Source organism: Pseudomonas sp. AS2.8 (assembly GCF_014190935.1).
In the GTDB taxonomy this organism is placed as follows: domain Bacteria; phylum Pseudomonadota; class Gammaproteobacteria; order Pseudomonadales; family Pseudomonadaceae; genus Chryseomonas.
On sequence record NZ_JACHVV010000001.1, the window covers coordinates 834778 to 860566 of the forward strand.

The 25789-nt window shown below is 66.5% G+C and carries 23 protein-coding genes; 6 read left to right on the plus strand and 17 right to left on the minus strand.

The features are described 5' to 3' along the window. Positions 1-4: 4 nt before the first annotated feature. Positions 5-1339, minus strand: a complete 1335-nt coding sequence (locus FHR73_RS03785; RefSeq protein ID WP_183629632.1) for an alginate export family protein — start codon at positions 1337-1339, stop codon at positions 5-7. Positions 1340-1467: 128 nt separating this feature from the next. Next, the gene (locus FHR73_RS03790) at positions 1468-2730 is read right to left on the minus strand and encodes a serine hydrolase (protein WP_183629633.1); all 1263 of its coding nucleotides are present in this window, start codon (positions 2728-2730) and stop codon (positions 1468-1470) included. A 142-nt stretch (positions 2731-2872) separates the two neighbouring features. On the opposite strand from FHR73_RS03790, the gene FHR73_RS03795 reads away from it, so the two are divergent. From FHR73_RS03795 to FHR73_RS03810, 4 genes are all read left to right on the plus strand, one after another. Next, positions 2873-3493 (plus strand): TetR/AcrR family transcriptional regulator, encoded by a 621-nt coding sequence (locus tag FHR73_RS03795; protein WP_183629634.1) that lies wholly within the window; start codon positions 2873-2875, stop codon positions 3491-3493. A 441-nt stretch (positions 3494-3934) separates the two neighbouring features. After that, entirely contained in the window at positions 3935-4231 is a 297-nt protein-coding gene (locus FHR73_RS22430; RefSeq protein ID WP_221191402.1) for a CidA/LrgA family protein, read from the plus strand. Beyond that, positions 4224-4907: an LrgB family protein gene (locus FHR73_RS03805; protein WP_183629636.1), complete on the plus strand. Its 684-nt coding sequence runs from the start codon at positions 4224-4226 to the stop codon at positions 4905-4907. The genes FHR73_RS22430 and FHR73_RS03805 overlap by 8 nt, the downstream gene beginning before the upstream one ends. 192 nt (positions 4908-5099) lie before the next feature. Next, the gene (locus FHR73_RS03810) at positions 5100-5321 is read left to right on the plus strand and encodes a hypothetical protein (protein WP_183629637.1); all 222 of its coding nucleotides are present in this window, start codon (positions 5100-5102) and stop codon (positions 5319-5321) included. A gap of 135 nt (positions 5322-5456) precedes the next feature. Here the strand turns inward: FHR73_RS03810 and FHR73_RS03815 are convergent, their stop codons facing one another. From FHR73_RS03815 to FHR73_RS03865, 11 genes are all read right to left on the minus strand, one after another. Beyond that, positions 5457-5702, minus strand: coding sequence for a hypothetical protein (locus tag FHR73_RS03815; RefSeq protein WP_183629638.1), 246 nt, complete (start codon positions 5700-5702; stop codon positions 5457-5459). A 393-nt stretch (positions 5703-6095) separates the two neighbouring features. After that, positions 6096-7685, minus strand: a complete 1590-nt coding sequence (locus FHR73_RS03820) for a gamma-glutamyltransferase family protein (protein ID WP_183629639.1) — start codon at positions 7683-7685, stop codon at positions 6096-6098. A gap of 11 nt (positions 7686-7696) precedes the next feature. Next, entirely contained in the window at positions 7697-8569 is an 873-nt protein-coding gene (locus tag FHR73_RS03825; RefSeq protein WP_115945423.1) for an ABC transporter permease, read from the minus strand. Next, positions 8566-9513: an ABC transporter permease gene (locus FHR73_RS03830; protein ID WP_183629640.1), complete on the minus strand. Its 948-nt coding sequence runs from the start codon at positions 9511-9513 to the stop codon at positions 8566-8568. The genes FHR73_RS03825 and FHR73_RS03830 overlap by 4 nt, the downstream gene beginning before the upstream one ends. Positions 9514-9515: 2 nt before the next feature. Further along, positions 9516-11018: an ABC transporter substrate-binding protein gene (locus FHR73_RS03835; RefSeq protein ID WP_183629641.1), complete on the minus strand. Its 1503-nt coding sequence runs from the start codon at positions 11016-11018 to the stop codon at positions 9516-9518. Then, positions 11015-12103, minus strand: a complete 1089-nt coding sequence (locus FHR73_RS03840) for an ABC transporter ATP-binding protein (RefSeq protein ID WP_183629642.1) — start codon at positions 12101-12103, stop codon at positions 11015-11017. Before FHR73_RS03840 ends, FHR73_RS03835 begins: the two co-directional genes overlap by 4 nt. Continuing rightward, a complete protein-coding gene (locus tag FHR73_RS03845) occupies positions 12100-13086 on the minus strand; it encodes an ABC transporter ATP-binding protein (RefSeq protein ID WP_183629643.1) in 987 nt (328 codons plus the stop codon). Before FHR73_RS03845 ends, FHR73_RS03840 begins: the two co-directional genes overlap by 4 nt. Beyond that, complete coding sequence (locus FHR73_RS03850) at positions 13083-13805, minus strand: FadR/GntR family transcriptional regulator (protein WP_183629644.1); 723 nt, start codon at positions 13803-13805, stop codon at positions 13083-13085. Before FHR73_RS03850 ends, FHR73_RS03845 begins: the two co-directional genes overlap by 4 nt. A gap of 636 nt (positions 13806-14441) precedes the next feature. After that, entirely contained in the window at positions 14442-15803 is a 1362-nt protein-coding gene (locus FHR73_RS03855; protein ID WP_183629645.1) for a CitMHS family transporter, read from the minus strand. An 86-nt stretch (positions 15804-15889) separates the two neighbouring features. Further along, entirely contained in the window at positions 15890-16594 is a 705-nt protein-coding gene (locus FHR73_RS03860; RefSeq protein WP_183629646.1) for an RraA family protein, read from the minus strand. Further along, a complete protein-coding gene (locus tag FHR73_RS03865; protein WP_183629647.1) occupies positions 16591-17487 on the minus strand; it encodes a DUF1932 domain-containing protein in 897 nt (298 codons plus the stop codon). The genes FHR73_RS03860 and FHR73_RS03865 overlap by 4 nt, the downstream gene beginning before the upstream one ends. A 237-nt stretch (positions 17488-17724) precedes the next feature. Between FHR73_RS03865 and FHR73_RS03870 the strand changes: the two genes are divergently transcribed. Beyond that, on the plus strand, positions 17725-19665 hold the full coding sequence (locus FHR73_RS03870) for a sigma 54-interacting transcriptional regulator (RefSeq protein ID WP_183629648.1): 1941 nt from the start codon (positions 17725-17727) through the stop codon (positions 19663-19665). A 240-nt stretch (positions 19666-19905) separates the two neighbouring features. On the opposite strand, the gene FHR73_RS03875 is transcribed toward FHR73_RS03870, so the two are convergent. The 3 genes from FHR73_RS03875 to FHR73_RS03885 all read right to left on the minus strand — a co-directional run bounded on the left by FHR73_RS03875 (position 19906) and on the right by FHR73_RS03885 (position 23313). Further along, positions 19906-21129 (minus strand): MFS transporter, encoded by a 1224-nt coding sequence (locus tag FHR73_RS03875; RefSeq protein ID WP_183629649.1) that lies wholly within the window; start codon positions 21127-21129, stop codon positions 19906-19908. A gap of 376 nt (positions 21130-21505) precedes the next feature. Then, the gene (locus FHR73_RS03880; protein WP_183629650.1) at positions 21506-22420 is read right to left on the minus strand and encodes an EthD domain-containing protein; all 915 of its coding nucleotides are present in this window, start codon (positions 22418-22420) and stop codon (positions 21506-21508) included. 167 nt (positions 22421-22587) lie between these two features. Continuing rightward, positions 22588-23313, minus strand: a complete 726-nt coding sequence (locus tag FHR73_RS03885; RefSeq protein ID WP_183629651.1) for an SDR family NAD(P)-dependent oxidoreductase — start codon at positions 23311-23313, stop codon at positions 22588-22590. Positions 23314-23416: 103 nt separating this feature from the next. Between FHR73_RS03885 and FHR73_RS03890 the strand changes: the two genes are divergently transcribed. Further along, positions 23417-23815, plus strand: coding sequence for a helix-turn-helix domain-containing protein (locus FHR73_RS03890; RefSeq protein ID WP_183629652.1), 399 nt, complete (start codon positions 23417-23419; stop codon positions 23813-23815). A 104-nt stretch (positions 23816-23919) separates the two neighbouring features. Here the strand turns inward: FHR73_RS03890 and FHR73_RS03895 are convergent, their stop codons facing one another. Continuing rightward, positions 23920-25758 carry an amidohydrolase gene (locus FHR73_RS03895; protein ID WP_183629653.1) on the minus strand — a complete coding sequence of 613 codons (1839 nt, stop codon included), beginning with the start codon at positions 25756-25758 and terminating at the stop codon, positions 23920-23922. Between the last annotated feature and the right edge of the window lie 31 nt (positions 25759-25789).

Genomic DNA, 25789 nt, shown 5'->3' on the forward strand with positions numbered 1-25789 from the left:
GTGGTCAGTAGCGATAGGTGAAATACAGCTCGAGGGCGCTGAAGCGCTCGTTGTCGCCGAACGCCTGGCGGGCGGCCGACCTGGCCTGCACCCAGTTGTACGAGAGCGAGCCGTAGAACTGCCGGTTGGGCGTCCAGTCCAGATACACCGCGGTCTCGTCGGCGAAGCGCCGATCGCTGACCGCGGCGCCGCGGAAGTTGGCCTGGTCGAGCCAGAACTGGTAGTGGATGACGCCGAGGGTGAGGGTGTCGTTGAGGCGGTTCTTCAGTGAGAACTGCTGGACGCGCTCGTTGCTGTTGAACAGCAGGTAGTTGCCCACCACGTCGCCGATCAGCCAGGTACTCCAGTCCGTGAACCCCTTGCTCAGCGGGTCCCAGGCCTGCTGGCGGTTGTCGGTTGGGTTGTCGTCTCCGGAGAAGACGGCGTAGCGATAGCCGAGGGTGGGGGTGAAGGGCAGGTCGTGGAACTGGTAGTCGGCTTGGGCATACCAGGCCCTGGCGTCGTAGGTCAGGGCGCCGTCACCGCCGCGCTGCACCGCGTATTCCCCGTTGAGGGTCAGGTTCTGCAGGCCCGGCAGGTGACCGCGCAAGGCGCGCAGGTTGTATACCTGCATGCCATCGCGGCGGACTACGGTGCTGTCGCTGCTGGCCAGGGTATCGACCGTCATGGCCAGGGCGCCGAGGGTGACCTGGCCGTCGAGGTCGTAATCCAGGTTGGCGCCGCGCAGGCGGAAGTCGCCGTAGTGATCGTCGGTGCGCAGGGTGAAGGCCTGCGCCTGGGCCGGACCCTGGCTCCACGCCAGGATCGCCGAGTCGCGAAAGGCGGTGCGTGGGCCGAGCCAGTAGGCGCCATCGCCAAACAGATCGAGATTGCCGTCCATGACGATGAAGCCGGTGCCGACCATGAAGTTCTGGCGGCCGGCGGTGAACTTCCAGTCGCCCACCTGGACTCCGGCGTAGCCTTCTTCGGGGGCGAAACGGCCGTCCGAGCGACGGGTGAAGCCACCGGCATCCCCGTCGCCAAGGGTGGTGGCGCCGACCACCGAGCCACCGGCGAGCAGATGGAGCCTGTCGCCGAGCGAATAGTCGAGGCTGATGCCGGGTTTGACGTAGACCTCCTGCCAGGCAATGCGGCTGCCGTCGTTCCTGCCGCTGCGGGCATCCACGCGATCAGCGCCGAAGTTGACGCCCCAGGTGGTGATGGAACCGGCGCCCAGCGTCAGGTTGAACGCGCCTTTGAGGTTTTCGTTTTCGAATGGATAGCCCGCCAGGGCCGACTGGCTGGCCAGCGGCAAGCCGAGCGCCAGCAGCACGCCGGAGAGGCGCTTGGTTGTGCACATGTGGAGCTCCTGACTATTTTTCTTGTATTACAGGGCAGTGATGGGTGGCCAAGGCGACCACCGGATACCTGTCGCAGCAGGTGGGAGCGCCGGCGAGCCGGCGCTCTTCGATCTTCTAATGGGTCGCCTCAGCCATGCAGCTGAGCGGTGAGGGTGCGCAGCAGGCGTACGGTGTCGATGTCCAGTTCGGTGACCGCCTCGGGCAGCGACGACTGCTTGACGATCACCACCTCCGAGGCGAAGTCGACGAACAGGTACTGGCCGTGGATGCCGCTGGCCAAGATGGCTGGACTGTGGTCGTTGAAGACGTACCACTGGCTGCGGTAGGAGGCGCCTGGGGTCCAGTCAGCGAAATCCTGATGCACGCCATAGAGGGCCGGATCGCCACCGGCCGCGATGGCCTCGATCACCGCCTGGTCGATGACCTGCTGGCCGTCGACCAGACCGCCGTTGGCCAGCATCAGGCCGAAGCGGCCCATGTCGCGCAGGGTGGCGTTGAAGCCGGCGCCGGCGACGCTGCGACCCCAGGGATCGGCCATGAAGTAGGCGTCGCGCTCGCAGCCGAGTTGCTGCCATAGCCGCTGCAACTGTTCGGCGCAGCCCAGGCCGCTGGCGCGCTCCATCACCCAGGCCAGCACCTCGGTGGTGGCGGTCACGTAGTGGAAGAGGCCGCCGTGCTCACACCTTTTGCGTAGCGACGGCAGGTACTGGTACAGCGACTCGTATTGGGCGTACTCGGGCGGCGCGGGCTTGAAGCCACAGGCATAGCCGTACTGCGAGCTTTCCGAGGTGGGATCGTCGTAGAGCTCGGTGTAGTGGACACCCACGGCCATGTCGAGCAACTGGCGGACGCTGGCGTCGCCGAAGGCGCTGCCAGCCAATTCCGGCACATAGCGCTGGGTCGGCGCCTGGGCATCGAGCACACCGGCGTGGAGGAGTTGCTCGCTGAGCACCCCGATCAGCGACTTGGTGACCGAGAACATGATGTGGCGGTCGGTAGCAGTCTGGCCGTTGAAGTAGCGCTCGTACACCACCCTTCCCTGGTGCAATACCAGGAAGCCGTCGGTCTTGCTGGCCTGCAGATGGTCGAGGGCGCTGACGCTGCGGCCGCAGCTGCTTTCGAATCTCAGTTCTTCGAGGGCCACGGGTGCATGGGCCAGCACCTTGTCCGGTCGCGGTCCGGCCGCCACCTCGATGGTAGGGCGCAGGCGCGCCAGATTGCGGAAGCCCCAGCGATTGAACGGCGGTGACATCCAGTTGGCCCAGGTCACGCGCCGGTCCGGCTCGGCTGGGAAACCCTGCATCAGTACGGGCTCTTGTTCTTGTTGGTCGTACATCTCGCTGACTTCCCGACTCCGGGAAACCAGGGAGCGGTCGAGGCTCTGGCTCATCAGACTCATCCTGGCAGTGGCCCTGCGTAGAGCAGGTACAGGAAAATAATTAACCCTGTTAATTTCTTTGGTCAATAAAATATTTTCTGTACCGAAGGCTGGCCAGCTATCCTCACTGGCACCTCAGGAATCAGGAGCGACGGTGAGCGGGCTACGCGAACGTCAGAAGGAATTACGCCGCACCGCCATCTCGGCCGTGGCGGTCATGCTGTTCCAGCGCCAGGGCTTTCGCGAGACCACCGTCGAGCAGATCGCCCGTGAGGCCGGTGTTTCGGCACCCACGGTGTTCAAGTATTTCGGCAGCAAGCACGAGATCATCCTGGAGATGATCAAAGAGTCCGATCGCCGCGCCCTGATCGACGTGCGCCGGCACATCCGCGACTTCGCGGATCCCGTCGATGCGCTCTGCCATCTCGAACACCTGCTCGTCAGTTACGCGCTGGATGTCTTGCCTGCGGCCCTTTGGCGCGAACTGCTGCCGCTGGTGCTGGTGGGGGGCGACAGCGGTCTGCCCCAGGCCTACCGGCAGATGAACCGCGGCCTGCAGGACGAGATCGCCAAAGTGTTGCGCGAGCTGCAGGCTGCCGGCAAGCTGCGCCCCGACCTGGATGTGCAACTGGCCGCCTTCCTGCTCAACGACTACTCGCATCTGCAACTGCTGCGCCTGACGGCCAGCGACCAGCTGGATCGCGAAAGCCACGCCGCCACCGTGCGCAACACCACGCGCCTGATCTTCGAGGGCATGCGCGCGTTGCCGACATGAGGCGCAAGCGGCTTTATCAGCCTTGGCGTTGCCTTCCCGGATAGACTGGCGTCTCGACAGGTTTCGCTCGGGGAGGGTGGCGGGTTGTACGGCGAGCCGATTGCAAGGGCAGGGGGAAGGCGAAGCGGATCGCGGCGCCAACCCGATAGTGAGCCGAAAGAGGCAGGCACCCTTTGCTAATCTCAGCAGGGATTTGCCCAGCTATTTTCAGATGCGCCTATAGTGAGGCCGCGCGTGGCAGATGAAAGTCAGACAGCCCTGGCGGCAGTGATCGCCGCTCTTGCGGAGCGTGTGGCAGCCAACGGCCCGGTTCGGCGCGTGCGTCCAGGCAGGGCTGCGCAGCCTGGTAGTGCGGGCCGTTCAGAACAACAAGGCAATGGGGTGCTTATGCCTATAGCGGGCTTCTTGATGCTGGTGGGTTGCTATCTGGTGGGCGTCTATTTGACGAGCTATATAGGCGGCATTCCGGCCAGCGTCATCGGGATCATCATTCTTTTCGCCATACTGATGCTGCTGCGTCGAGTGCCGGAAGCCGTGGAGACCATGGCCGGCAACCTGCTCAAGTACCTACCGCTGATGCTCGTGGTGCCCGCGGTTGGCATCGTCGATTTCAGCGGTCTCGAAGCCTCAATGTGGTTGCGCCTGGTGCTGGTCATCGCCCTGTCCCTGCTGGTCACCGTGCCCCTGTGTGGCTGGCTGCTGCAATACCTGATCGGTAGAGGCAAGGACCATGTCTGACCCCGTTCTCGCAGCCCTGCTGGCCCTGTCCCTGACGCTCGCCGCCTATCAGCTGGCGCTCGTGCTGCAGCAGCGCCTGCGCCTGGTCATGCTGCAACCGGTGCTGATCACCACCGCCATCGTCGCGACCGTGCTCTGGGTCGGCGGGATTCCCTACGAGCAGTATCGAAGCGCCAGCGGCCTGCTCCTGATGCTGCTCGGACCCACCACCGTGGGCCTGGCCGTTCCGCTCTACAAGAACGTTCAGCGCGTGACGGCGCTCTGCAAGCCGCTGCTGATAACCCTCACGGTGGGTGGCGTCGTGGGCGTTTCCCTGACCCTCGCCCTGGGCTGGCTTTTTGGCTTGCCGGAAACGCTGCTGATGAGTCTGCTGCCGAAGTCGGTGACCATGCCGATCGCCCTGCCCCTGTCGGATCATTTCGGTGGCATCGCGCCCCTGACCGCGGTGATCGTGATGTTGACCGGCGTGATCAGCACCTCGCTGGCGCTGCCGCTGCTCAAGGTCTTCAGGGTCGAGGATCCCGCCGCTCGCGGTCTGACCCTGGGCATGAACGGCCATGCCATAGGCACGGCCCATGCGGTGCGAGAAAGCCAGGAGACGGCGGCGTTCTCGGCGCTGGGCATGATCCTGCTCGGGATCGTCACCGCGCTGGTGCTGCCGCTGGTGCTCGGCTGAGCGCCAGCACCTCCCAGCAGGGGTAGGCCGTCCGGAACCCCTGGGCCGATGACCTCGAGGCGCTGCCAACTGCCGCTCAGTCATCATTCTCGACACTTCATGCGATAACCGTTATGTGCGTAACGCCCGCGCGAAAGATGATAGCACTAGGCCAGCCGGCGCTCGGCAGCCGTGCTTACAGGGACGAACGTCATGGGCATGGAAGACAACGAATTTCAGACCACCCTCCAGCAACTCGGTCAGCTGAATCTGGATAGGATCATGGAGCAGGCTCGCGTCGATCGGGACTTCATGAATCGCGTGGTGACCGTGCTGGAGGAGTGCGGGGTGGACGACCGTACCGACGAGGAAAATTCCCTGCTCAAATGGGCACGAGCCTTCCAGCGGCTGCCGGGCAAGGACGCCGACCGATAGGCATCTCCGTGCTGGCCCGGTTTCGGCTGCAGACCGACCCGGTCTGACGGCTCTCTTCAGCGACTGATTTCGCCGCCTTGTGCTCCCGGACGGCAGCCAGGGCGCCGCGGCGTCCAGTCAGAACCGTGCGGTGGGTCAGCGCTGACCGGTAGCGTCGTGAGCGCTGCTTCGTGCGACCGCGCCCACGTCCAGAGGCGCCAGCAGGGCCGTCTCGGCCACCATGTCGGCCACCCGCTCATTGAGATCCTGCACGGCCTGCAGGACAGCGCGGACGTCCGGATCGTCGCAGTTCACGGTGCCCAGCCGTTTGGCGTTTTCCTGTAGCTGGCGGTGAAGACCAAGTAGCGCTTCGCGGGCGTGGCTCTGGGGATCAGGATGCATAAGGGTTCTCGGACTCCACTCTGGATTGATGGCGCCGAGCCACTATGTCGTGGTCGTTTAGATATCGCAATAAACATTGGGGCGGTGTCGCTACCTTGCGACGAGTGGCGGCTGCGCCTAGGCGTGTTGGCTGCCTGGGTCGAGCGCCTGGGGAGACGGATTGCGGGGGGTTGCAGCTGATCCGCTAACAGGCGGGTGATGGCAGCGGCAGGCGTATCCGGATCTCCACGAGAGGCTGGATGCCTCTTCAGAGATCTCCAGCCCCGAGGTGCCATGCCCGAGCCTGGAGGATCTCCGGAGGGTGCAGCTGCGCCCTTCCAGAGCGTGGTCTCCCAGGAGCGGAGCTTCAGGCTAAAGCCAAGCAGCCTGGGGTGCTCGGCATCGCTCTCGGCCTCAGTAACCCGCCACCAGGCCGTCCTTGCGCGGATCGGAGCCACCCACGTAGCCGCCGGTGACGCGCTGGATGATCTGGGCGCCGCCGAAGGCGAACACGCCGGAGGGCTCTTCCACGGTCACCTCGTGGCCCAGGGTCCGCAGCGCCTCCAGGGTGGCCGGATCCAGGCTGCTTTCCACCGCGACCCGCCGGCCGCCTTCGAGGCGCCAGCGCGGTGCATCGGCGGCAGCCTGGGGATTCTGCCGGTACTTGAGGATGCGCAGCATCAGCTGCAGGTGCCCCTGGGCCTGCATCGGCCCACCCATCAGGCCGAAGGCCATCAGCGGGGTGCCGTCGGCGTTCATGGCGAAGCCGGGAATGATGGTGTGGAAGGGCCGCTTGCTCGGCGCCACGCTGTTGACGTGATCCGGCGCCAGGGTGAAGCCGGCGCCGCGATTCTGCAGGCTGATGCCGGTGCCCGGCACCACCACGCCCGAGCCGAAGCCCATGTAGTTGGACTGGATGAAGGAAATCATCATGCCGCTCTCATCAGCTGCCGACAGGCAGACGGTGCCGCCGGGCCGCGGCGCGCCATAGCCGGGATCGCCGGCGCGCGGGCCGAGCAGTCCGGCGCGTTCACGCAGGTAGGCCGGGTCCAGCAGGTGCTCGGCCTGGATGCGCATGTGCGCGGAATCGGTGACGTGCTGGTAGAGATCGGCCAGCCCCAGCTTCATGGCCTCGATCGACCGGTGCAGGGTGGTGGGGCTGTCCACGGGATCCGCGCCGATGCCGGCGGCTTCGAGAATGCCCAGGCCGGCGAGGGTGGCGATGCCCTGGCCGTTGGGCGGCAACTCGTGCACCACGGCGCCGGCGAAGGGCACCGAGAGGGTGTCGATCCAGTCGGCCCGGTGGGCGCGCAGGTCTTCCTCGTCCAGCACCGCACCGTGCTCCCGGGCATGGCGGGCCATGGCCTGGGCCAGGTCGCCCTGGTAGAAGGCAGCACCGTCACTTTCGGCGATGGCTTCCAGGGTCCGCGCATGGTCGGGCAGGCGCACCAGGGTGCCGGCGCGGGGCACGCCGTTGGCCAGGAAGCAGGCGGCGAAACCGGGTTGGTCCTTGAGCTGCTCGGCGCCGCGGCGCCAGAGTTCGGCGATCACCGGGGTGAGCAGGAAGCCGTCGCGGGCATAGTGGATCGCCGGGGCGGCGAGGGTGGTCAGCGGCAGCTTGCCGTAGCGCTGGGCCAGGGCGACCCAGGCCGAGACGGCGCCGGGCACCGTGACCGCGCCCCAGCCGCGCGCCGGCATGGCGTTCTGGCCGGCGAAGAATTCCGGCGTCCAGCCCCGCGGCGCACGGCCGGAGGCGTTGAGGCCCTGCACCTTCTCGCCGTCCCAGACGATGGCGAAGGCGTCGCTGCCGATGCCGCAGCCGGTGGGTTCCACCACGGTGAGCACCATGGCAGCGGCCACCGCGGCGTCCACCGCATTGCCGCCGCGGCGCAGCATCTCCACCCCGGCCTGGGCGGCCAGCGGCTGCGAGCAGGCCACCAGGTTGCGGCCCATGACCGGCGAGCGAGCCGAGGAATAGGGGTTGTGATAGTCCAGATCGGGCATGGCGAAGGGTCTCATTGGTGACGAGGATCGAGGGCGTCGCGCAGGCCGTCGCCCAGCAGGTTGAAGCCGAGGACGGTGAGGTAGATGCAGACGCCCGGGGCGATGGACATCCAGGGCGCCTGCTCCATGAAATTCTTGGCGGTGTTGAGCATGGAGCCCCAGGAGGGCATCGGCGGTTGCTGGCCGAGGCCGAGAAACGACAGGCTGGCCTCGGCGAGGATGGCGGCGGCGATGGTCAGGGTGGCCTGCACCACCAGCGGCGAGAGGATGTTGGGCAGGACGTAGCGCCAAAGAATCCAGCGATCCGGCAGGCCGATGGCGCGGGCCCCTTCGAGATAGTCCTCGTGGCGGATGGCGAGCACCTGGCCACGGGTCAGCCGGGCGAACACCGGCATGGCGGAGAGGCCGATGGCGATCATGGCATTGCCCAGGCTCGGGCCGAGAAAGGCGCCCAGGGCGATGGCCAGGACCAGGAAGGGGCAGGACAGCAACGCCTCCACCAGGCGCGAGATCAGGGCGTCGAGCCAGCCGCCGAAGTAGCCGGCCACCAGACCCAGGGGGACACCCACCAGCAGGGCGATGGCCACCGAGACCACGCCCGCCAGCAGCGAGCTGCGCGCGCCCCACAGCAGCCGCGAGAGCAGGTCGCGGCCGAGTTCGTCGGTGCCGAGCCAGTTCAGCGCCGAGGGCGCCTTGCGTACCGCCAGGAAGCTGGTCTTGAGCGGGTCGAAGGGGGCCAGCCAGGGCGCCAGCAGGGCGGCCAGGGCGAAGGTCAGGATCAGCGCGGCGCCGAGCAGCGCGCCGCGATTGGCGCTGAACTTGCGCCAGAAGGGCGAGCGCGCGGGCCGCAGGGTGGCCGGGCGGGGCAGGGTCAGGGCATTCATGCGGCTTGCCTCAGGCGCGGATTGATCAGGCGGTAGAGCAGGTCGGCGGCCAGGTTGAGCAGCACGAAGCCGACCGCCACGCAGAGCACCACCCCCTGGACCACCGCGTAATCGCGGTTGAACACGGCGTCGACGATCATCTTGCCGAAGCCGGGGATACTGAAGACCTGCTCGGTGAGCACCGCACCGCCGAGCAATTCGCCGAACAGCAGGGTAGTGAGGGTGACGATGGGCATCAGCGCATTGCGCAGGGCATGGCGCAGGATCACCACCCGCTCGCGCAGGCCCTTGGCCCGGGCGGTGCGCACGTAGTCGGTGCGCAGCACCTCCAGCATGGCCGCCCGGGTGTGGCGCATCAGGGTGCCGGAGAGGCCGGCGCCCAGGACGAAGGCCGGCAGGATCAGGGTGCGCAGGTTGCGCAGCGGGTCTTCGTGGAAGGGCACGAAACCGGAGGCCGGCAGCCACTGCAACTTCACCGCGAACAGCAGGATCAGGAGGATGCCGAGCCAGAAGTGCGGGATGGAGATGCCGGACAGGGCCACCAGGTTGGCGCCGTAGTCGACCGCCGTGCCCCGGCGTACTGCGGCGAGGATACCGGTGGGGATGCCGATGAGCAGGGCAATGACGATGGCCAGCAGCGACAGCTCCAGGGTCACCGGCAGCTTTTCGGCGATCAGCGCCGTCACCGGCTGGTCAGTGCGCAGCGAGATGCCCAGGTCACCTTGCAGCACCCCGCCCATCCAGTGCAGGTACTGCACCGGCACGGGGTCGTTGAGCCGGTATTTCTCGCGCAGGAATTCCAGCACCTGGGGATCGCGCTCCTCGCCGGCCATGGCCAGCACCGGATCGCCCGGCAGCAGTTGCTGCAGGGTGAAGACGAACAGCGACACCAGCAGCAGGGTCGGCAGGGCACTCAGCAGGCCACGCAGGAAGAGGCGCAGCATGGCTATTGCCCGCGGGTGACGCCGGCCAGCCGAATCAGGCCGTCGGGGTTGGGGATGAAGCCCTTGAGGTCGGCACGGGTGGCGATGATGCGCGGGTCGAAATAGAGATAGAACACCGGCAGCTCTTCGCGCAGTAGCGTCAGGGCCTGGGCATAGAGCGCCTGGCGCTGGGCCTGGTCATTGATGGTACGGGCCTGGTCGAGCAGCTGATCCAGCGCCGCGTTGCAGTAGCGGCCATCGTTCTGGTTGCCCTTGCAGGTGACGAACTGATGCACGTTGCCATCCGGATCGGGACGGCCGGACCAGGCGCTCAGGCCGAGCTGGAAGTTGCCGGCATGCTGTTCGGCCAGGAGGGTGGCGTATTCGGTGGCGACCAGGTTGACCTCGAAACCGGCCTCGGCGGCCATGGCCTGGATCAGCTGGCCCACCTGCTGGGCGATGGGGTTGTTGGCGATCTTCAGCTCCACCTTGACCGGCAGGGCGACCCCGGCCGCCTTGAGCAGCGCCTGGCTGCGCGCCACGTCGCGGGCCGGCACGGCGAAGGCCTTGTCGTAGTAGGGGCTGCTCTGCGGGAAGGGCTGCACGCTGGGCGCATAGAGGCCTTCGAACACCACCTGATTGAGCGCCTCGCGATCCAGCGCCAGGTCGAAGGCCTGACGTACGCGCTTGTCGCCGGCGAAGGGATTCCTGGCGCGGTCGCCGTTGGCCATGTTCACCATCAGCTGCATGTAGCCCAGGCCCGGGGTGTTGTAGAGGGTGAAGCCGGCCTGGCCCTGCAGGCCCTTGACGTCGGTGGGCGCGACCCGCTCGACGATGTCCAGGTCGCCCGAGCGCAGGTTGGCCAGGCGCACCGAGGTGTCCGGGATGGGCAGGAAGATCAGTCGGTCGAAGTGATAGGCGCTGGCGTTCCAGTACTGCGGGAAGCGCTCCAGCACGATGCGGTCCTGCTGCACCCGCTGCACGAAGCGATAGGGGCCGGAGCAGACCGGCTTGCTGCCCACGTCGCCCGCGGACGCCTTGGGCGCGAGCATCATGCCGGCACGGTCGGAGAGCTGGGCGAGCAGGGTGGCGTCGGGTTGCTTGAGGCGGATGCGCACGGTCTGGGGGTCGACCACCTCCACGGTATCCACCGAGGCCAGTTCGCTCTTGCGCAGCGAGTCCGGCAGGCTGCGGGCGCGGTCCAGGTTGAATTTCACCGCAGCGGCGTCGAAGGTCTCGCCATCATGGAAGGTCACCCCCGGGCGCAATTGCAGCGTCAGGCTGCGGTTGTCGTCGCCCCACTGCCAGGCGGTGGCCAGCTGGGGCACCAGCTCCAGCTGTGGCGAGACGTCCACCAGCTTGTCGCACAGGGCGGTGTAGACCAGGCGCCCGGAATAGGTCCGCGAGCGGTGCGGATCGAGCACGTCGGGATCGTCCTGGATGCCGATGCGCAGGGTGGTCTCGGCCAGGGCGGAGCCGCCGGCCAGGAGCAGAAGGGTGGCGGTGAGCCAGGCGGAGGCTTTCACGGGGTGGACTCCAGAAGGGACTGATGACGGTTGAACAGGGCCAGGCGGCGGCTGAAGGCCGCGCTGGTGGCGATCAGCGGCGGCGGCGAGGCACCGGCCCCGGCGATTTCGCTCCAGAAATGACAGGCCACCTGGCCTTCCCCGGCAGCGGGCTCCAGCACGGGCTTGGCCTCGCGGCACAGGGGCCGGGCATGGGGGCAGCGGGTGTGGAAGCGACAGCCGCTGGGTGGCGCCGTGGGGCTGGGCAGGTCGCCGCCGAGCAGGGTGCGCGGTCGCCGCGCCCGCGGATGACTGACCGGCACCGCGGCCAGCAGCGCCTGGGTATAGGGGTGCAGGGGCGTCTCGAACAGCGCCTCCACCGGCGCCAGCTCGACGATCTCGCCGAGGTACATCACCGCCACCCGGTCGCTCATGTGGCGGATCACCCCCAGGCCGTGGGCGACGATGATCAGGGTCAGGCCGAAGCGTGCCTTGAGGTCTTCCAGCAGGTTCACCACCTGGGCCTGCACCGAGACGTCCAGCGCCGACACCGGTTCGTCGCCGAGCAGCAGCCGCGGTTCGGCGGCCAGGGCCCGGGCGATGCCGATGCGCTGGCGCTGGCCGCCGGAGAATTCGTGGGGATAGCGCCCCGCCAGTTCCGGCGCCAGGCCCACGGTGCGCAGCAGGTCCGCCACCCGCTCGGCGCGCTGGCCCCGATCCAGCGCCTTGTGTAGCCACACGGGCTCACCAACGATGTCGGCCACGCTCATGCGCGGGTTCAGCGAGGCGAAGGGATCCTGGAAGATGATCTGCAGCTCCTGGCGCACCTGACGCAGCGCCGTCGGACTGAGGTTGCCCAGGTTGCGGCCTTCGTAGATGACGTCGCCGGCGGTGGGGGCGAGCAGGTTGAGCAGCAGGCGGCCGAGGGTCGACTTGCCCGAACCGGATTCGCCCACCAGGGCCAGGGTCTCGCCGCGCCGCACGGTGAAGCAGACGTCGCTCACCGCCTGTACCGGTGGGCGCGGCCGTTGCAGGAAACCGGCCTGGCCGCCGAAGTGCTTGGTCAGGCCGATGGCCTCGAGAATGGGACGTTCGACGGCTTTCATGCAGGGGTCTCCAGGTGCTGCTCCAGGGGCGCGCGGAGACAGGCCACCTGCTGGCCCGGAGCGAGTTCCACGAGTGGCGGCGGGGCCAGGCGACAGGCGTCGAGGACGAAGGGGCAGCGGCTGGCGAAGCGGCAGCCAGGCGGCATTTCGGCGGGCGTCGGCACCCGGCCGGCGATGGTCGCCAGGCGGCCCGTGCGCGGTCCCAGCGAGGGCATGGAGCCCATCAGGCCGAGGGTGTAGGGATGCTGCGGATCGTCGAACAGCTGGGCCACCGGACCGGACTCGACCACCCGGCCGGCGTACATCACCGCCATCTCGTCGGCCACCTCGGCGACCACGCCGAGGTCGTGGGTGATGAGGATCATGGCGCTGCCGGTCTCGGCCTGCAGACTGGCGATGAGTTCGAGGATCTGCGCCTGGATGGTCACGTCCAGCGCCGTGGTGGGCTCATCGGCGATGATCAGCGCCGGATCGTTGGCCAGCGCCATGGCGATCATCACCCGCTGGCGCATGCCGCCGGAGAGTTCGTGGGGATAGGCCGCCAGCCGCTGGGCCGCCGCCGGCACCCGCACCTTCTCCAGCATCTCCAGGGCGCGCTGGCGGGCAGCCGACTGACTGCCACCCCGATGGCGCAGCACGGTCTCCATCAGCTGTTCGCCGACGGTGAAGGCCGGATTCAGCGAGGTCATCGGCTCCTGGAACACCATGGCCAGCCGATCGCCACGCAGGTCGCGGCGGCGTGCCTCGGGCATGGTCAGCAGGTCCTCCTCCATGAAGCTGGCCTGGCGGGCGCGGACCTGGGCGCTGGCCGGCAGCAGCCCCATCAGGGCCATGGAGGTCACGCTCTTGCCACAGCCGGATTCGCCCACCAGGGCCAGGGTACGGCCCGGCGCCACGGTAAAGCTCAGGCCTTCCACCACCGCCGCCGGGGCGCCGGCGAAACGCACGCTGAGGTGATCCACCACCAGTACCGGGGCGCTCATAGGGCCTGCTCCAGGTTCTGCTGCAGCACGCTGTCCAGGGCCAGTTGCAGGGCGCGCAGATGGGCGCGCATCACCGCCGCGGCGCGGACCGGATCGCGGGCGTCGAGGGCTTCCACCAGGGCCTGGTGGTCGTCGTGATACGCCAGCAGGCGCTGCGCGTTACGTGCGCGGTGGCGCAGGTCGCGCCAGGTCGGGTCCAGGCGGATGGCGTCGAGCATCTCGAAGAGATCCAGCAGCAGGCGATTGCCGGCGGCCTCGGCGATGCTGCGGTGGAAGGCGCTGTCCCACAGCTCGATGGCGTCGGCGTCCTCGCTGCTGCCCAGGCGCTCGAAGGCGGTGCGCTCGGCCATGCGGCGGATCAGGGCGCGCTGTTCGCCACTGGCGCGCTGGGCGGCCAGGGCGGCGAGATTCGGCTCCAGGTGCAGCCGTGCTTCCATCACCTCGCTGAAGTTGGTGCGCGCGGAGAGCTGGGTGAGGGTGAGGGCCGCACTCGGCGGCGTGGGCCCGACGTAGGTGCCCTTGCCCTGGCGGCGCCAGACCTGGCCCTCGGCTTCGAGCACCGCCAGGGCGCGGCGGATGGAACGGCGGCTGACCCCGAATTCACCGGCCAGCTCGCGCTCGGGTGGCAATGGCTTGTCGGGTAGGCTGCTCTGCTGGGCGACCAGGTTGCGCAAGGCATCCAGGGCCAGGCGGGCGCTGTCATCGGTATGGATTTGCATCGAACCTTTGCCTCTTAGGTCTGGGCTGTCTCCTGCTGCGAAATGCGCTAGCAACGCGATCGCAGGGAAGATCCGGATACCAGAGGCGGGTGCAAGGCCGATGCCATTTGAAATTGGTTCGCTGGTTCTTTCGGCGCGAGGCTCTGGCGCGATGCCTCGATTCCGCTCGCGGACCGGACCCGCGACATTGGTTCACGCTTGGGTGAACCTTTGCCCGGCTAGTCGAAAGGCACTGCGCCAGGATGGAGCCAGGTTGCACCGCGGCAGCGCGTTGGGGATGTCACTCCGCGCCTGCCCCGATACTCCGCCTCCCACGCTGAGCGGCTCGATGCAAGGGATAACCAAATCTTCCTTGTGCCGCCGGACCCATACGTAAATGTCCGGTCCAGCTGTCGAGTGGCTGAATGGACAAGTCCGCGGGAGAGTCGTCGTGGCGGTCAGTGTCCAGCCCTGGCCCAGGGGAACGTCGATAAGGACCTTTAACGGGCTGCATGTCTCGCGACTGCGTATGGCTGCGCCGAATGCCGGGATCATTCGCTCGGCATTCGGCTGCGTACGCTTCTACGTCTGGCCCAAGACCAGCCGCGGTACCTCACCGCTCACCATCCCAGATAACAGCCGACTGGCATCAGGGCGTCAGCCGATGGGCAGTTCACCGGTCACGATGGCGGTGATGATGAATAGGCCGAACATCGGTAGCGACCACTTGAAGAATTCCTTCTGGTACTCGCCGAAGGTCATTTCCGTACGATTCATCAGCAGAAACAGCCAGGCGACGGTCGGACTCGCATAACGCAGGGCCTGCCCCATGAACGAGGCCACGCCGATCTCAGTGGGGGTAATGCCGAATTGATAGGCGATGGGTGCCACCACCGGCAGGATGCCGAAGTAGTAAGCGTCCACTGGTAGCGCATAGCAGGCGATGGCGCCGAGGAAGGCGAAGGCCAGCGCCGTGTGGCTGCCCATGGACTCGGGAATCAGCCCGGCGATGCTGGTGGCCACCGCGGCGGCCATGCCGCTGCCGTTGAAGATGCCGAGGAAGCAGCCCGCCGCCAGAATGATGGACGCGACGGCGATGGCGTCACCGCCATTGGCCGTGATGCGCTCGCGCTGTTCGGTGGCGTTGTAGTTCACGGCCAGGGCGATGGCGGTTCCCAGCATGAAAACGATGGCGCCACTGGCCCAGCCGGCCAGCAGCGTGACCAGCATGATCACGGTCAGCGCCAGGTTGAACAGGAAGAGGCGGGGGCGCTTGAATTCCCGGTCGTTCTCCTGGATGACGGTGACCATGTCCTCGATCTGCTGCGGCGTGACGATGGCGCGTTCGCCGGGGATGTAGCCGAGCCGCGCGCGTTCCTTGCGCCCCATCAGATAGGCCATGCAGAACACATAGACGAAGGACACGCCCAGGATCGGCAGGATAGCCACGAAGAGGGTGTTCACCTCCACGTTCAGTACCGCGGCGGCGCGTGCCAGCGGGCCGCCCCAGGGCAGGCAGTTGCCCAGGCCGCAGGGCAGGATGATGAGCATGGCCAGGTTCGACAGCTTCAGCCCCATCTGCTTGTAAAGCGGCAGGAAGGCGCTGGTGATGATCAGGATGGTGGTAGTGCCATCGCCATCCAGGGTCACCACCGAGGAGGTGAAGGCCGTCACCAGGATGATCTTTAGGGGATCGCCGTTGGCCTTGCGGATGAGATAGGTGCACAGCGGATCGAACAGCCCCACGTTCATCATCAGGCTGAAGTAGAGGATGGCGAAGAGGATCATCACGGTGGGGTTGACCGTGCCCAGCGCCACCTTGCCGCTCTGGCTGGTGGAGTAGAACAGGCCTTCGCGAATCCAGGTGACCAGGGATTCGAAGGGGACGCCGTTGGCGATGCAGGCCAGGGCGCCGGCGGCCAGTGAGACCACGATCAGGCCGGTGAAGGGTGACAGCTTCTGCCGGATGACCAGGAACAGAAAGGCGATGATCAGCGCATAGCCGAGGAAGGTCAGCATTCGGAGCAACTCCCAGTTTTATTGTTATCGGGACGCGAGACGAGTGGAACGGGAGGAGCCCTGGTGGTGGACTCCTCGGGCGACGGTCAGCGCTTTTCCAATAGCTCGGTCACCCAGTCGGGCGCCAGGGGCGGCAGCGGCTCACTCTGGGCGCGACAGCGGGCATAGTCGGCGATGACCGTGCGGCGCTGCGCCTCGTAGGCGTCTTTCTTCTCCGCGGCTTCGAGCACCTCCAGCAGGCGGGCGCGGGGCACCACGGTAATGCCGTCGTAGTCGCCGAAGACCAGATCGCCCGGGGCAACCTCGACCCCCGCACACTGGACCGGCACGTTGATCCGACCCGGTCCATGCTTGGCCGGGCTGCGCTGCATGAAGCCCTTGGCGTAGATCGGGATGTCCAGCTCCTCCAGCGGACGCCGGTCGCGCACGCAGCCGTCGACCACCAGACCCGCCAGACCCACCGCCTGGGCGGCCCCGGCCATCAGGTCGCCGAGGTAGGCACGCTCCCGGTTCGCCTTGCCGGCCACTACCAGCACGTAGCCCGGTTGTCCCTGATAGATGGCGACATGGATGGGAAAATTGTCGCCATCCTCGGTATCCACGGTGCAGGCAGTGCCCAGCAGGAGCTTGTTTGGGTCCAGTGGCAGCAGGTCATGATCCATGCAGCCGCTGCGGGGGATGCCCAGGCTCTGCATACCATCGCACAGCTGCGCCGGGCTGAGGGCGCGAAAGCGCTCGAGCAGCGCGGCGGGAATGAGTTCGGGTAGCGGCAGGTACTGATCGGTGTTCATCGCGACGACTCCTGTTTGGCGCGGGTGAAATGGGCGATGGCGGTGCGGTAGTCCAGCTCGCTGCCCCCGGGGCCGAGTTCGGCGTGCCAGTCCTGCTGCGCCAGTTTCAACAGTTGATCGCGGGTCGCGATGGACATGCTGGCATCAACGCCCACCGCCTGCAGGGTCGCGACGACGTCGTCCAGTTCGGCGGCGCGACGTTTGGCGTGGATGAGCGTGCGGGCGGTGAAGGTGTCGGCCAGTTGCGTCACCGTCTTGCCATCGAGGGACTCGCCGAGAGAGGCGACCAGGGTGTCGAGCACCCCGAAGCGCTCGGCCGCCTGAAAGGATTCGAGGAACAGTTGCGGCAGCCCCTTCATCACCACGCTCTTGAGCATCTTGATGGCCGAGGCGGCGCCGGGCTCGGCGTCCAGCACGGTGAGACGCATGCCGTAAGGGATGAGGGCGGCGGCGAAGGCCGGCGCCGCGCTGCCGGCCAGCAGCATCGGGACGCGGTGATTGTTGCCCGGCACGGTGCCCATCACGGCGCAATCGCAAAAGCCCACACCGGTGGCCCGTGGCAGCCGCTCGATGTGCTGCTTGACCGCGGGCGCCGCCGAGTTCAGGTCCAGGTAGTCCTGGCCTGCGGTCAGCAGTGGCAGGATGCGCTCAGCCAGCGCCAGGGCGCTGCTCGCGCTGGTGAGGCAGAGTACGAAGCGTGCTGCCTGGCAGGCCTGCTCGGGGCTGTCGAACAGTTCCACCCCGGCCTGGGCAGCGCGCTGCCGGATCAGCGGCCCCGCCTTGGCATCGTCGCGATAGGCGTCGTAGGCGCCCAGTTGCAGTCCTTCTGCGGCGCCCAGGCCGAGGGCCAGGTGATAGGCGGCCTCGCCGAAGCCTATGAAGACCATTTTCATTGCCAGCTACCTTCTTGGTGTTGTTTGCCCAGTAGCGGCGCAAGGCCTGTGCCAGATCGCTCAGTCGTGTCAGGCCGAACTGAAAAAAATAATGCAATCAAAGAGATAGGAGGAAAACGCGCCTCTTTGGCCGAATGCTGCGAAGCGAAAGTCATGGCACGAGCTTGCAAAAGCTTTCAAGCTGGTGAAAGGCCTGAAACAAGAAGAACGTCAATGAATGCCGAGCCAAACCCTTCCGTGTCCGTCGATCTGTCCGGTCGGATCGCTGTCATCGCACCCTCGCGTACCCTTACCCTGACCATGGAAGCACTGCTCGCCCGGCGCGGGTTGGCGCTGCCCGTGGTGGAAGCGGTACAGGGCGACGCCCTGCGCACCGCCCAGCACCTGCTGGACCAGGGCGCCGTGGTCCTGATCAGCCGTGGCAAAACGGCCCACCGCCTGCGGGAGCACTTTCGCGTGCCGGTGGTGGAGCTCAGGCACACCTTCTTCGATTGCATCAATGCCTATCGTCAGGCGTTGCGCCTCTCGCCCCGCGTCGCGTTTCTCGCCACCTCGGACGGCTACGCGCGGATTCTCGCCAGATCCCATGCCTTCATGCCCGACGCCCACATCTGTGTGATAGACCCGCTCGCCAGCAGCCGCGAGATCGAAACCCGCCTGGACGAACTGCAGGCCCAGGGCATCGAGGTCACCATTGGCGGGCTGTCCTTCGCCGATGCGGTTACCGCCCGCGGTCTGCATTTCGTGATGTCGGATACCGATGGCGACGCCGCCGCCGAGGCCCTCGACGAAGCCCTGCATCTGCTCCAGATCGAGGATGAACGCCGCGGGCAGCGCCAGGAACTGCAGCGTCGCTACGAGATGATCCAGGCGATTCTCGATTGCGTGTCCGAAGGCATCTTCAGCGTCGACGGCGCGGGCCGGGTAACCCGTCTGAACCAGGTCGCGCAGTCCTACATGGGAGATCTCGCCTGTGACGATCCCATCCTCGACCTGCCCATCGGGCGCTATTTCGAGCCGGCGTTGCAGCAGGGAAAGGCGGTTCGCGGAGCCTTGCTGGACATCGGTCGCCACGCCCTGACGCTAAGCATCGCCCCCGTCGAGCTGGATGGCCAGGTCATCGGCGCGGTCGCCACCCTGCAGAAGCAGACGGACATCAGGACCCTCGAGCGCAAGATGCGGCGAGCGCTCGCCGGCCAGCACCTGGCGCGGCGCACCTTCGCCGACATCGTCGGCAGCAGTCCCGCCCTGCAGCGGGCGAAGCGGCTGGCCCAGGCCTACGCCAGTGCCGACAGCACCCTGATCATCGAAGGCGAGACCGGTACCGGCAAGGAACTCTTCGCCCAGAGCATCCACAATGCCTCGGCGCGCCGCCATGGCCCCTTCGTGGCCATCAATTGCGCTGCCTTCGCCCCCGGGGTGCTGGAAAGTGAGCTGTTCGGCTACGTCCGGGGCGCCTTTACCGGGGCGTCCAGCGAAGGCCGCATCGGCGTCTTCGAGTTGGCCCATACCGGTACGCTGTTCCTCGACGAGATCAGCGAAACCTCCGCGGATATCCAGCTCAAACTGCTGCGCACCCTGCAGGAGCGACAGGTCGTCCGCATTGGCGACCACAAGGTCACACCGGTGGACATCCGCATCATCACGGCCAGCAACAAACCCCTGCTGGAGCAGGTCGCCAAGGGGTTGTTCCGGGAAGATTTCTACTACCGGCTCTGCGTCCTGCGCCTGACGCTGCCACCGTTGCACGAGCGCCGTGACGATCTGCCCGAATTGCTGGACCGGCTCCTGGCCGAGCCCTCCGCGGTGACCCGGGCACTTACCCAGACCTTGCTGACTCGACTCGCCGACTACCCGTGGCCAGGCAACGTGCGCCAGCTCGCCAATCTGGTCGAGCGCTTGGGCGTCATGCTCTCCTGTGACTTGCCTGCCGACGAGTTGCTCGATGAATTGCTCGGCGACCTGCCCCAGCCCAAGGCGTCGCCTGCGGTAGCGCGGGCAACGGCGTTACCCGATGAGCGCGCGATCCTGCATGCGGCCCTGAGCGCCGTGGGCGGCAACCGCAAGCAAGCCGCGGCTCGGCTCGGCATCAGTACGGCGACCCTTTGGCGGCGGATGCGGCGCTATCTGGATGAGGATCCCGCCTGCTTCGATGGCAGTCGCTATGGCGAACGCTGAGGGGATACCGACTCTGTGCGTGCTATGTATCCGAGCCTGCCGAGGATGGTCGCATCACCATCCTCGGCGGCTGACATTGTTCAATTAGCGAACGCGGCTGGCGATGGTTGCCGCCATCAAGAGATGCGGGTACTGCCTATCCTGACGTCCGTCTGGCACGCGTCTACCATATTCTTGCCACTTCGATTCAGCGTTCAGAGGGGCGTTAATCGTGGCAAGCCATACCTTCGAATCGGCAGTTCATTCCTTAGCAGCATTGAGATGGCTTTCCGCCGCGCGGAACGTCAGCAACAGCAGACCGGCGATGCCGAGTGTGAGGGTGGCGCCTATGGCGCTGGCGAGCAAGCCGGCGAGCAGGCCACCCACGGCCTCGAAACCGAAGCGCATGGCGATGTACAGGGCGATCACGCGGCCACGTAGCGCTGCCGGGGCATCGCCCTGCAACAGCATGTTGGTGCTGACGTTGTTGGCGGTGATGCCGAAGCCCAGTAGGGCCAGCAACAGCAGCGCGAAGGGAAGCGGCAGCTTGAACGCCAGCAGGCAAAGCGCCAGGACGCAGCACAGCTCGGCGATGAAGATCACGCGTCTCAGGCGGTGCAAGGCGCCGACCAAGGCGAGCATGATCGTGGCGACGAAGGCTCCGGCGCCGGCGGCACCCCATAGCCAGCCCAGCATCCGGGCATCGCCGAGGTAGAGCGTCTTGGCCAGTACCGGCAGCAAGACGCTGTAGTTGGAGGCGAGCAGATTGACCGCGATCACTCCGAGCATCAGGCGTCGGACCGAGAAGGTAGTCCAGACGTAGTCCAGGCCTTCGCGAAACATCTGACTGGTCGAACCGCTGGCCTTGGCGGTCGCGCTGCCCTGGACCTTCGTCAGGCCCAGCAACAAGGTGGCGAAGGCAATCGCCGTGATCAGGAAGCACAGCGCTTCGCTACTGGCGGCAATCAGGGCGCCGGCCAACGGCGGACCGATGAAGCGCGCGGCGTTGATCAGCATGGCATTGAGCGCGAGGGCATTGGGCAAATCGCTGACGTCGGCCACGAAGCTACCGATGAGGGCCTGTCTGAGCGGTGTTTCCACGGCATTCAGTAAACCGAGGAACAGGGCCATGGCAATCAGAATCGGCGCGTCGATCCAGCCCTGCCAGCTCAAGAGTGCGAGCCACAGCGATTGGATGGCGAGCAGCGACTGCGCCGCGATCAGGCAGCGGCGTTTGTCGTGGCGGTCGATCCAGGCGCCGGCGATCGGGCCTACGAGCAGCTGCGGGGCGAGCGTCAGAAAGGTGATTACGCCCAGCAGGGTGGCGGAAGCGGTGACGTGGTAGGCCATCCACGACAGCGCCACCTGTTGCACCCATTTGCCCAGGGTCGACACGCCCTGGCAGGCAAAGTAGATCTGGAAGTCACGATGGGCGAGCGCCCGTACGGCGGTGGGCCAACGGGAGGGCTGTGCAGGTTTCGCCAAGAAGGCTGTCTCCAGATTGACTCGGCAGGCAGCGGCCGGTCCGGCAGGTCAAGTGCGGCACCGCTACAACCAGCACGGCAATGTTTAGGACTAGGGCGGCGACCCTGGGCGCTCATGCCATACAGGGCGGACAGCGCGCAGAACCCGTCATCAGGCCGTCCGTTTTAAATTGCAGGGTAACAACCAGCTATGAGTTAGTTTTTTAGAATGTCATTTCGTTTTGTTGTTTGCAATGGCCAGCCTGCCAGCTCGAGCAGCCGGGCTGGCAGACGTTGGCGAGACGGAGGTCTCCTCGTCGGGCCCTGGCGGCCGGCACGGCACCGCTGTCGAGCATGAGGCGGAAAACCAAGCCGGCCGGAAGTGGGACCGAGGGCCTTCAGTCCTGGCGTGGAGTCGGTACCGAGGAGGGCGCATCGTCTTCCGGTAACGCGCCGTGACGAAGCAGATGCACGACCTCATCCTGAATCTGGTTGACCGCCCCGAGGCGTTCAATCAGTTCGGCCGCGCGACTGCCGCGCAGGCCGGCGGTGGTGAGCTGGCCGGCATGGACGTAGGTGTATACCCCGGACACGGCGAAGGCCTTGATACAGGCGATGTGCCGCGCCTGTTCGGGCAGGCTGCTGCGGAAGGTCTTGCTGGCGAAGAAACTTCGGCGTTCCAGTGGTGAGGCGAAGACGATCTCCACCATCGACAGCGCCGCGCGGATGGCATCGGCCTTATGCGCCACGTCGGGCGACGGTGGATGTTGACCGTCGTTGACGAAGGGCACGCATGGGTGCACGCGCACCTTCAGGACGGCCGATTGTGCGGTCAGCCAGGGCCCCAGCTGGTTCAGCAGATAATTGTTCAGGTCCTCGAGGCTGACGCGGGGATGCAGGTGCAGCTGGAGGCGATCCAGCTGGTCGGGACCGTTGTGCTGCTCGTCCGCCAGCGTGTTCTTGAAGGCTTGCGAGCCATGGGGCAGATCATAGGCGAGCGTCTCGGCGAACATGTTCTGCTCGTCGCTGAACAGCACGGGGCTGGCGGCCTGGAAGGTACGCTGATGCTCCTCGTCAGCGAAGCCGATCTCCACCATCCCATCCAGTTCGTAGTCGGAAATCTCCCGGATGCCCTCAGCCAGCGGCCACAGATGGGCGTCCTGCTCTCGGTCGAAATGGTATTGCACGTAGTGACCGAGCCCCGGCAGGCGGGCGCACAAGGGGCCGTGCACGTCACGCCAGTAGTGCGCGAACAGGTCATGGGGCACGCGCTCGCGGCGCTTGACCGTGGTGTAGCTGTTGAGGGTGATCATGGAGGCTCATTCCTGGAGGCGAGGCTAGGAAAGTGGACCCCTGATTCCGGCGATAAGCTCCGGACGTTCGCGAGCGGGATTCCTGGCCACGGCGCGTGCCTGCCCGCCCGCGCCAGGACGCGCTTCATCCGTGGGACGCGCCTGATCGTCCAGGCGCGAGCCGCCTTTCAGACCTGCGCCATGCCCCCGTCGACCGGTAACTCGGCGCCGGTGATGAAGCTGCTCTGGTCGCTGGCGAGAAAGAGCGCGGCCGAGGCCACTTCCTCGACGCGTGCCATCCGGCCGAGCGGGATCAGCCTGTTCAGCTGCTCACGTACCTCCGCCGAGGTCGCGGCCATCATGGCGGTGTCCGTGGGGCCCGGCGCGACGACGTTGACGCGGATGTTGCGGGGCGCCAGTTCATTGGCCCAGGTGCGCGCGAAGGAGCGCACCGCGGCCTTGCTCGCCCCATAGACGCCATAGCCCGGGGTGCCGATCGCCGCGGCGATGGAGCCGATCAAGACGATGGCGCCGCCATTGGGCATGCTCGCCGTCGCCGCCTGGGTGGCGAAGAGCAGGGCGCGTACGTTGAGCGCGAAGGTCCGGTCGAAGTGCTCTGCGCTGATGGCCTCTAGCGGCGCGAACTCCGAGAGGCCGGCGTTCACCACCAGCACATCCACCCGCCCGGCCTCGCGCCGCACGCTGTCGAAGAAGGCCGCGAGCGCCGTCACATCGGACGCATCGAGGCTGCGCTCATGCAACGTACCCGCGCCGAGGTCGACATCGCAAGCCGGGGTACGCCGACTGGTGGCGTAGACGGTGGCGCCCTCGGCCACGAAGCGCTCCGCGATGGCCCCACCGATCCCGCCATGTCCACCGATCACGACCGCGACTTTTGCTGAAAGCATGTTCATGGATCCTCACCAGGTTGCTGTGGATGTCCAGGAGCACGGTATCATTCGTATATCTGATCGCAAGAACGCACCTGAGGGTGCCTAGATAGCCTGGTGGATACCCATGTCGAAAGACGAGCTCGAACTGCCGCTCGATGTCGGCGCAACGCGACCGATCCTGGAGCACATAGCCAACAAGTGGACCGTGTTGATCCTCAGTGTCCTGTGCACGCAGCCGGCGCGGTTCAATGACCTCAAGCGCCGTCTCCATGGCATCACCCATAAATCGCTGTCCGAGGCGCTCAAGCGCCTGGAGCGTAACGGGCTCATCAGTCGCAAGGTCCTGCCGACCCAGCCGATCGGTGTCGAGTATCGAATCACGGCCCTTGGCTCCTCGTTGCGCGAACCCTTTGCCGCCCTCTATGCCTGGTCGCTGACCCACCGGGGCGCCCTGGAAGAGGCGCAGCGTGCCTATGATCAGGCGAGGGAGAGCGAAGGACGGGAGGAGGGCGGCGAGCGGTAGCGACGAGGTGCGGCGGCTACCGCCTGGTTCGCGATCCGCCAGCGGTGCCCTGGTTGCGACACCGGCCTGTTCCGCCAGGACTCAGGTGCTGGACCCGGGCGGGTCTAGAAGGCGAAGCACGAGCAGCCGAACGCCCCCCAGAACCCCTGGTGGTCGCTGACCGGCACCGAGCTGCGGCGTGCGCGATCGTGCTCGTGCTGGTGCACGGCGCAGGAGCCCAGGCACTGGTGGAGGCTGGCCGCCATCGGGGCGGTAGGTCGCCAGTGGCCAGGGACGATGGCCACCGGGGACCAGTCCGGCATCACCGGTACGGTGGGCGGAGCCAGGTCCCTGAATTCTCCGGCGGCATGGACGACCTTGCCGCCGACCACGGTCAGCACCGATTCGAGCCATTTGATCTGCTCTTCCTCGACGCTGAAGAAGTCAGCCGAGAGCGCCACCAGGTCGGCGAGTTGGCCGACCTTGAGCTGCCCCTTCTTGCCTTGCTCGCTGGAGAACCAGGCGCTGCCATGGGTGAAGAGCTGCAGGGCGGTGGCCCGTGGCAGGCCTTCTGGATAGAGCGTCATGCCGCCGACGGTCTTGCCGCTCACCAGCCAGTAGAGCGCCGTCCAGGGGTTATAGCTGGCCACCCGGGTGGCATCGGTACCGGCTCCGACCGGCACCCCTTCGGCGAGCATGCGCTTGATGGGCGGCGTGGCCTCGGCCGCCTTGGCGCCGTAGCGGTCGACGAAGTATTCGCCCTGGAAGGCCATGCGGTGCTGAATGGCGATGCCGCCGCCCAGGGCCCGGACGCGCTCGATGTTGCGCGGGCTGATGGTCTCGGCATGATCGAACAGCCACGGCAGACCGTTGAAGGGGATGTCGCGATCGACCTTCTCGAAGACATCGAGCATCCGCGAGATGGACTCGTCATAGGTGGCATGCAGCCGGAAGGGCCAGCGCTGCTCGACCAGGTGGCGCACCACCGGCTCCAGCTCGTCTTCCATGCTCGGCGCCAGATCCGGCCGGGGTTCGAGAAAGTCCTCGAAGTCGGCGGCGGAGAACACCAGCATCTCGCCGGCGCCGTTGTGCCGGAGGAAGTCGGTGCCCTGGTGCAGGGTGACGCTGCTCGTCCAGTGCTTGAAATCGTTCAGCTCCTCCTTGGGCTTCTGGGTAAAGAGGTTGTAGGCGATGCGCACGGTGAGCTGGTCGTTGTCGGCCAGTTGCTGGATCACCTGGTAGTCCTCGGGGTAGTTCTGGAAACCGCCGCCGGCATCGATGGCGCTGGTGACGCCCAGGCGATTGAGTTCGCGCATGAATTGCCGGGTGGAGTTGACCTGGTACTCCAGCGGTAGCGTGGGCCCCTTAGCCAGGGTCGCGTAGAGGATGAGGGCGTTGGGCCGGGCGATCAGCATGCCGGTGGGATCGCCCTTGGCATCGCGCTGGATCTCGCCGCCGGGGGGATTGGGCGTGTGGCGGTCATAGCCCACGGCCCTGAGCGCCGCCCGATTCAACAGCGCCCGATCGTAAAGGTGCAACACGAAGACCGGCGTGTCCGGCGCTGCCCTGTTCAGCTCTTCGACGGTGGGCATGCGCTTTTCGGCGAACTGGAATTCCGTCCAACCGCCCACCACGCGCACCCACTGCGGCGTGGGGGTGCGATCGGCCTGCTCCTTGAGCAGGCGCAACGCATCCGCCAGCGACGGAACACCTTCCCAGCGCAACTCCAGGTTGTAGTTGAGGCCGCCGCGGATCAGGTGCAGGTGCGAGTCATTGAGGCCAGGGATCACACAGCGCTGCTGCAGATCGATCAGCCGCGTCGCCGCGCTGCGAAAGGCCATGGCTTCGGCATCGTTACCCACCGCGATGAAGCGGCCATCCTTGATCGCCACGGCGGTGGCCTGGGGTTGCTGGGGATCGACCGTGTGCAGGCGGCCATTGAACAGAATCAGATCAGCGCTCATGGGTGTTCCTTATGAACGAACGGAAGGGCTA

Coding starts and splice junctions, on each gene's coding strand:
- FHR73_RS03785 (WP_183629632.1), bottom strand. CDS start 1,339: ATGTGCACAACCAAGCGCCTCTCCGGCGTGCTGCTGGCGCTCGGCTTG.
- FHR73_RS03790 (WP_183629633.1), bottom strand. CDS start 2,730: ATGAGCCAGAGCCTCGACCGCTCCCTGGTTTCCCGGAGTCGGGAAGTC.
- FHR73_RS03805 (WP_183629636.1), top strand. CDS start 4,224: ATGTCTGACCCCGTTCTCGCAGCCCTGCTGGCCCTGTCCCTGACGCTC.
- FHR73_RS03810 (WP_183629637.1), top strand. CDS start 5,100: ATGGGCATGGAAGACAACGAATTTCAGACCACCCTCCAGCAACTCGGT.
- FHR73_RS03815 (WP_183629638.1), bottom strand. CDS start 5,702: ATGCATCCTGATCCCCAGAGCCACGCCCGCGAAGCGCTACTTGGTCTT.
- FHR73_RS03820 (WP_183629639.1), bottom strand. CDS start 7,685: ATGCCCGATCTGGACTATCACAACCCCTATTCCTCGGCTCGCTCGCCG.
- FHR73_RS03825 (WP_115945423.1), bottom strand. CDS start 8,569: ATGAATGCCCTGACCCTGCCCCGCCCGGCCACCCTGCGGCCCGCGCGC.
- FHR73_RS03830 (WP_183629640.1), bottom strand. CDS start 9,513: ATGCTGCGCCTCTTCCTGCGTGGCCTGCTGAGTGCCCTGCCGACCCTG.
- FHR73_RS03840 (WP_183629642.1), bottom strand. CDS start 12,103: ATGAAAGCCGTCGAACGTCCCATTCTCGAGGCCATCGGCCTGACCAAG.
- FHR73_RS03845 (WP_183629643.1), bottom strand. CDS start 13,086: ATGAGCGCCCCGGTACTGGTGGTGGATCACCTCAGCGTGCGTTTCGCC.
- FHR73_RS03850 (WP_183629644.1), bottom strand. CDS start 13,805: ATGCAAATCCATACCGATGACAGCGCCCGCCTGGCCCTGGATGCCTTG.
- FHR73_RS03855 (WP_183629645.1), bottom strand. CDS start 15,803: ATGCTGACCTTCCTCGGCTATGCGCTGATCATCGCCTTTCTGTTCCTG.
- FHR73_RS03860 (WP_183629646.1), bottom strand. CDS start 16,594: ATGAACACCGATCAGTACCTGCCGCTACCCGAACTCATTCCCGCCGCG.
- FHR73_RS03865 (WP_183629647.1), bottom strand. CDS start 17,487: ATGAAAATGGTCTTCATAGGCTTCGGCGAGGCCGCCTATCACCTGGCC.
- FHR73_RS03880 (WP_183629650.1), bottom strand. CDS start 22,420: ATGATCACCCTCAACAGCTACACCACGGTCAAGCGCCGCGAGCGCGTG.
- FHR73_RS03885 (WP_183629651.1), bottom strand. CDS start 23,313: ATGAACATGCTTTCAGCAAAAGTCGCGGTCGTGATCGGTGGACATGGC.
- FHR73_RS03890 (WP_183629652.1), top strand. CDS start 23,417: ATGTCGAAAGACGAGCTCGAACTGCCGCTCGATGTCGGCGCAACGCGA.
- FHR73_RS03895 (WP_183629653.1), bottom strand. CDS start 25,758: ATGAGCGCTGATCTGATTCTGTTCAATGGCCGCCTGCACACGGTCGAT.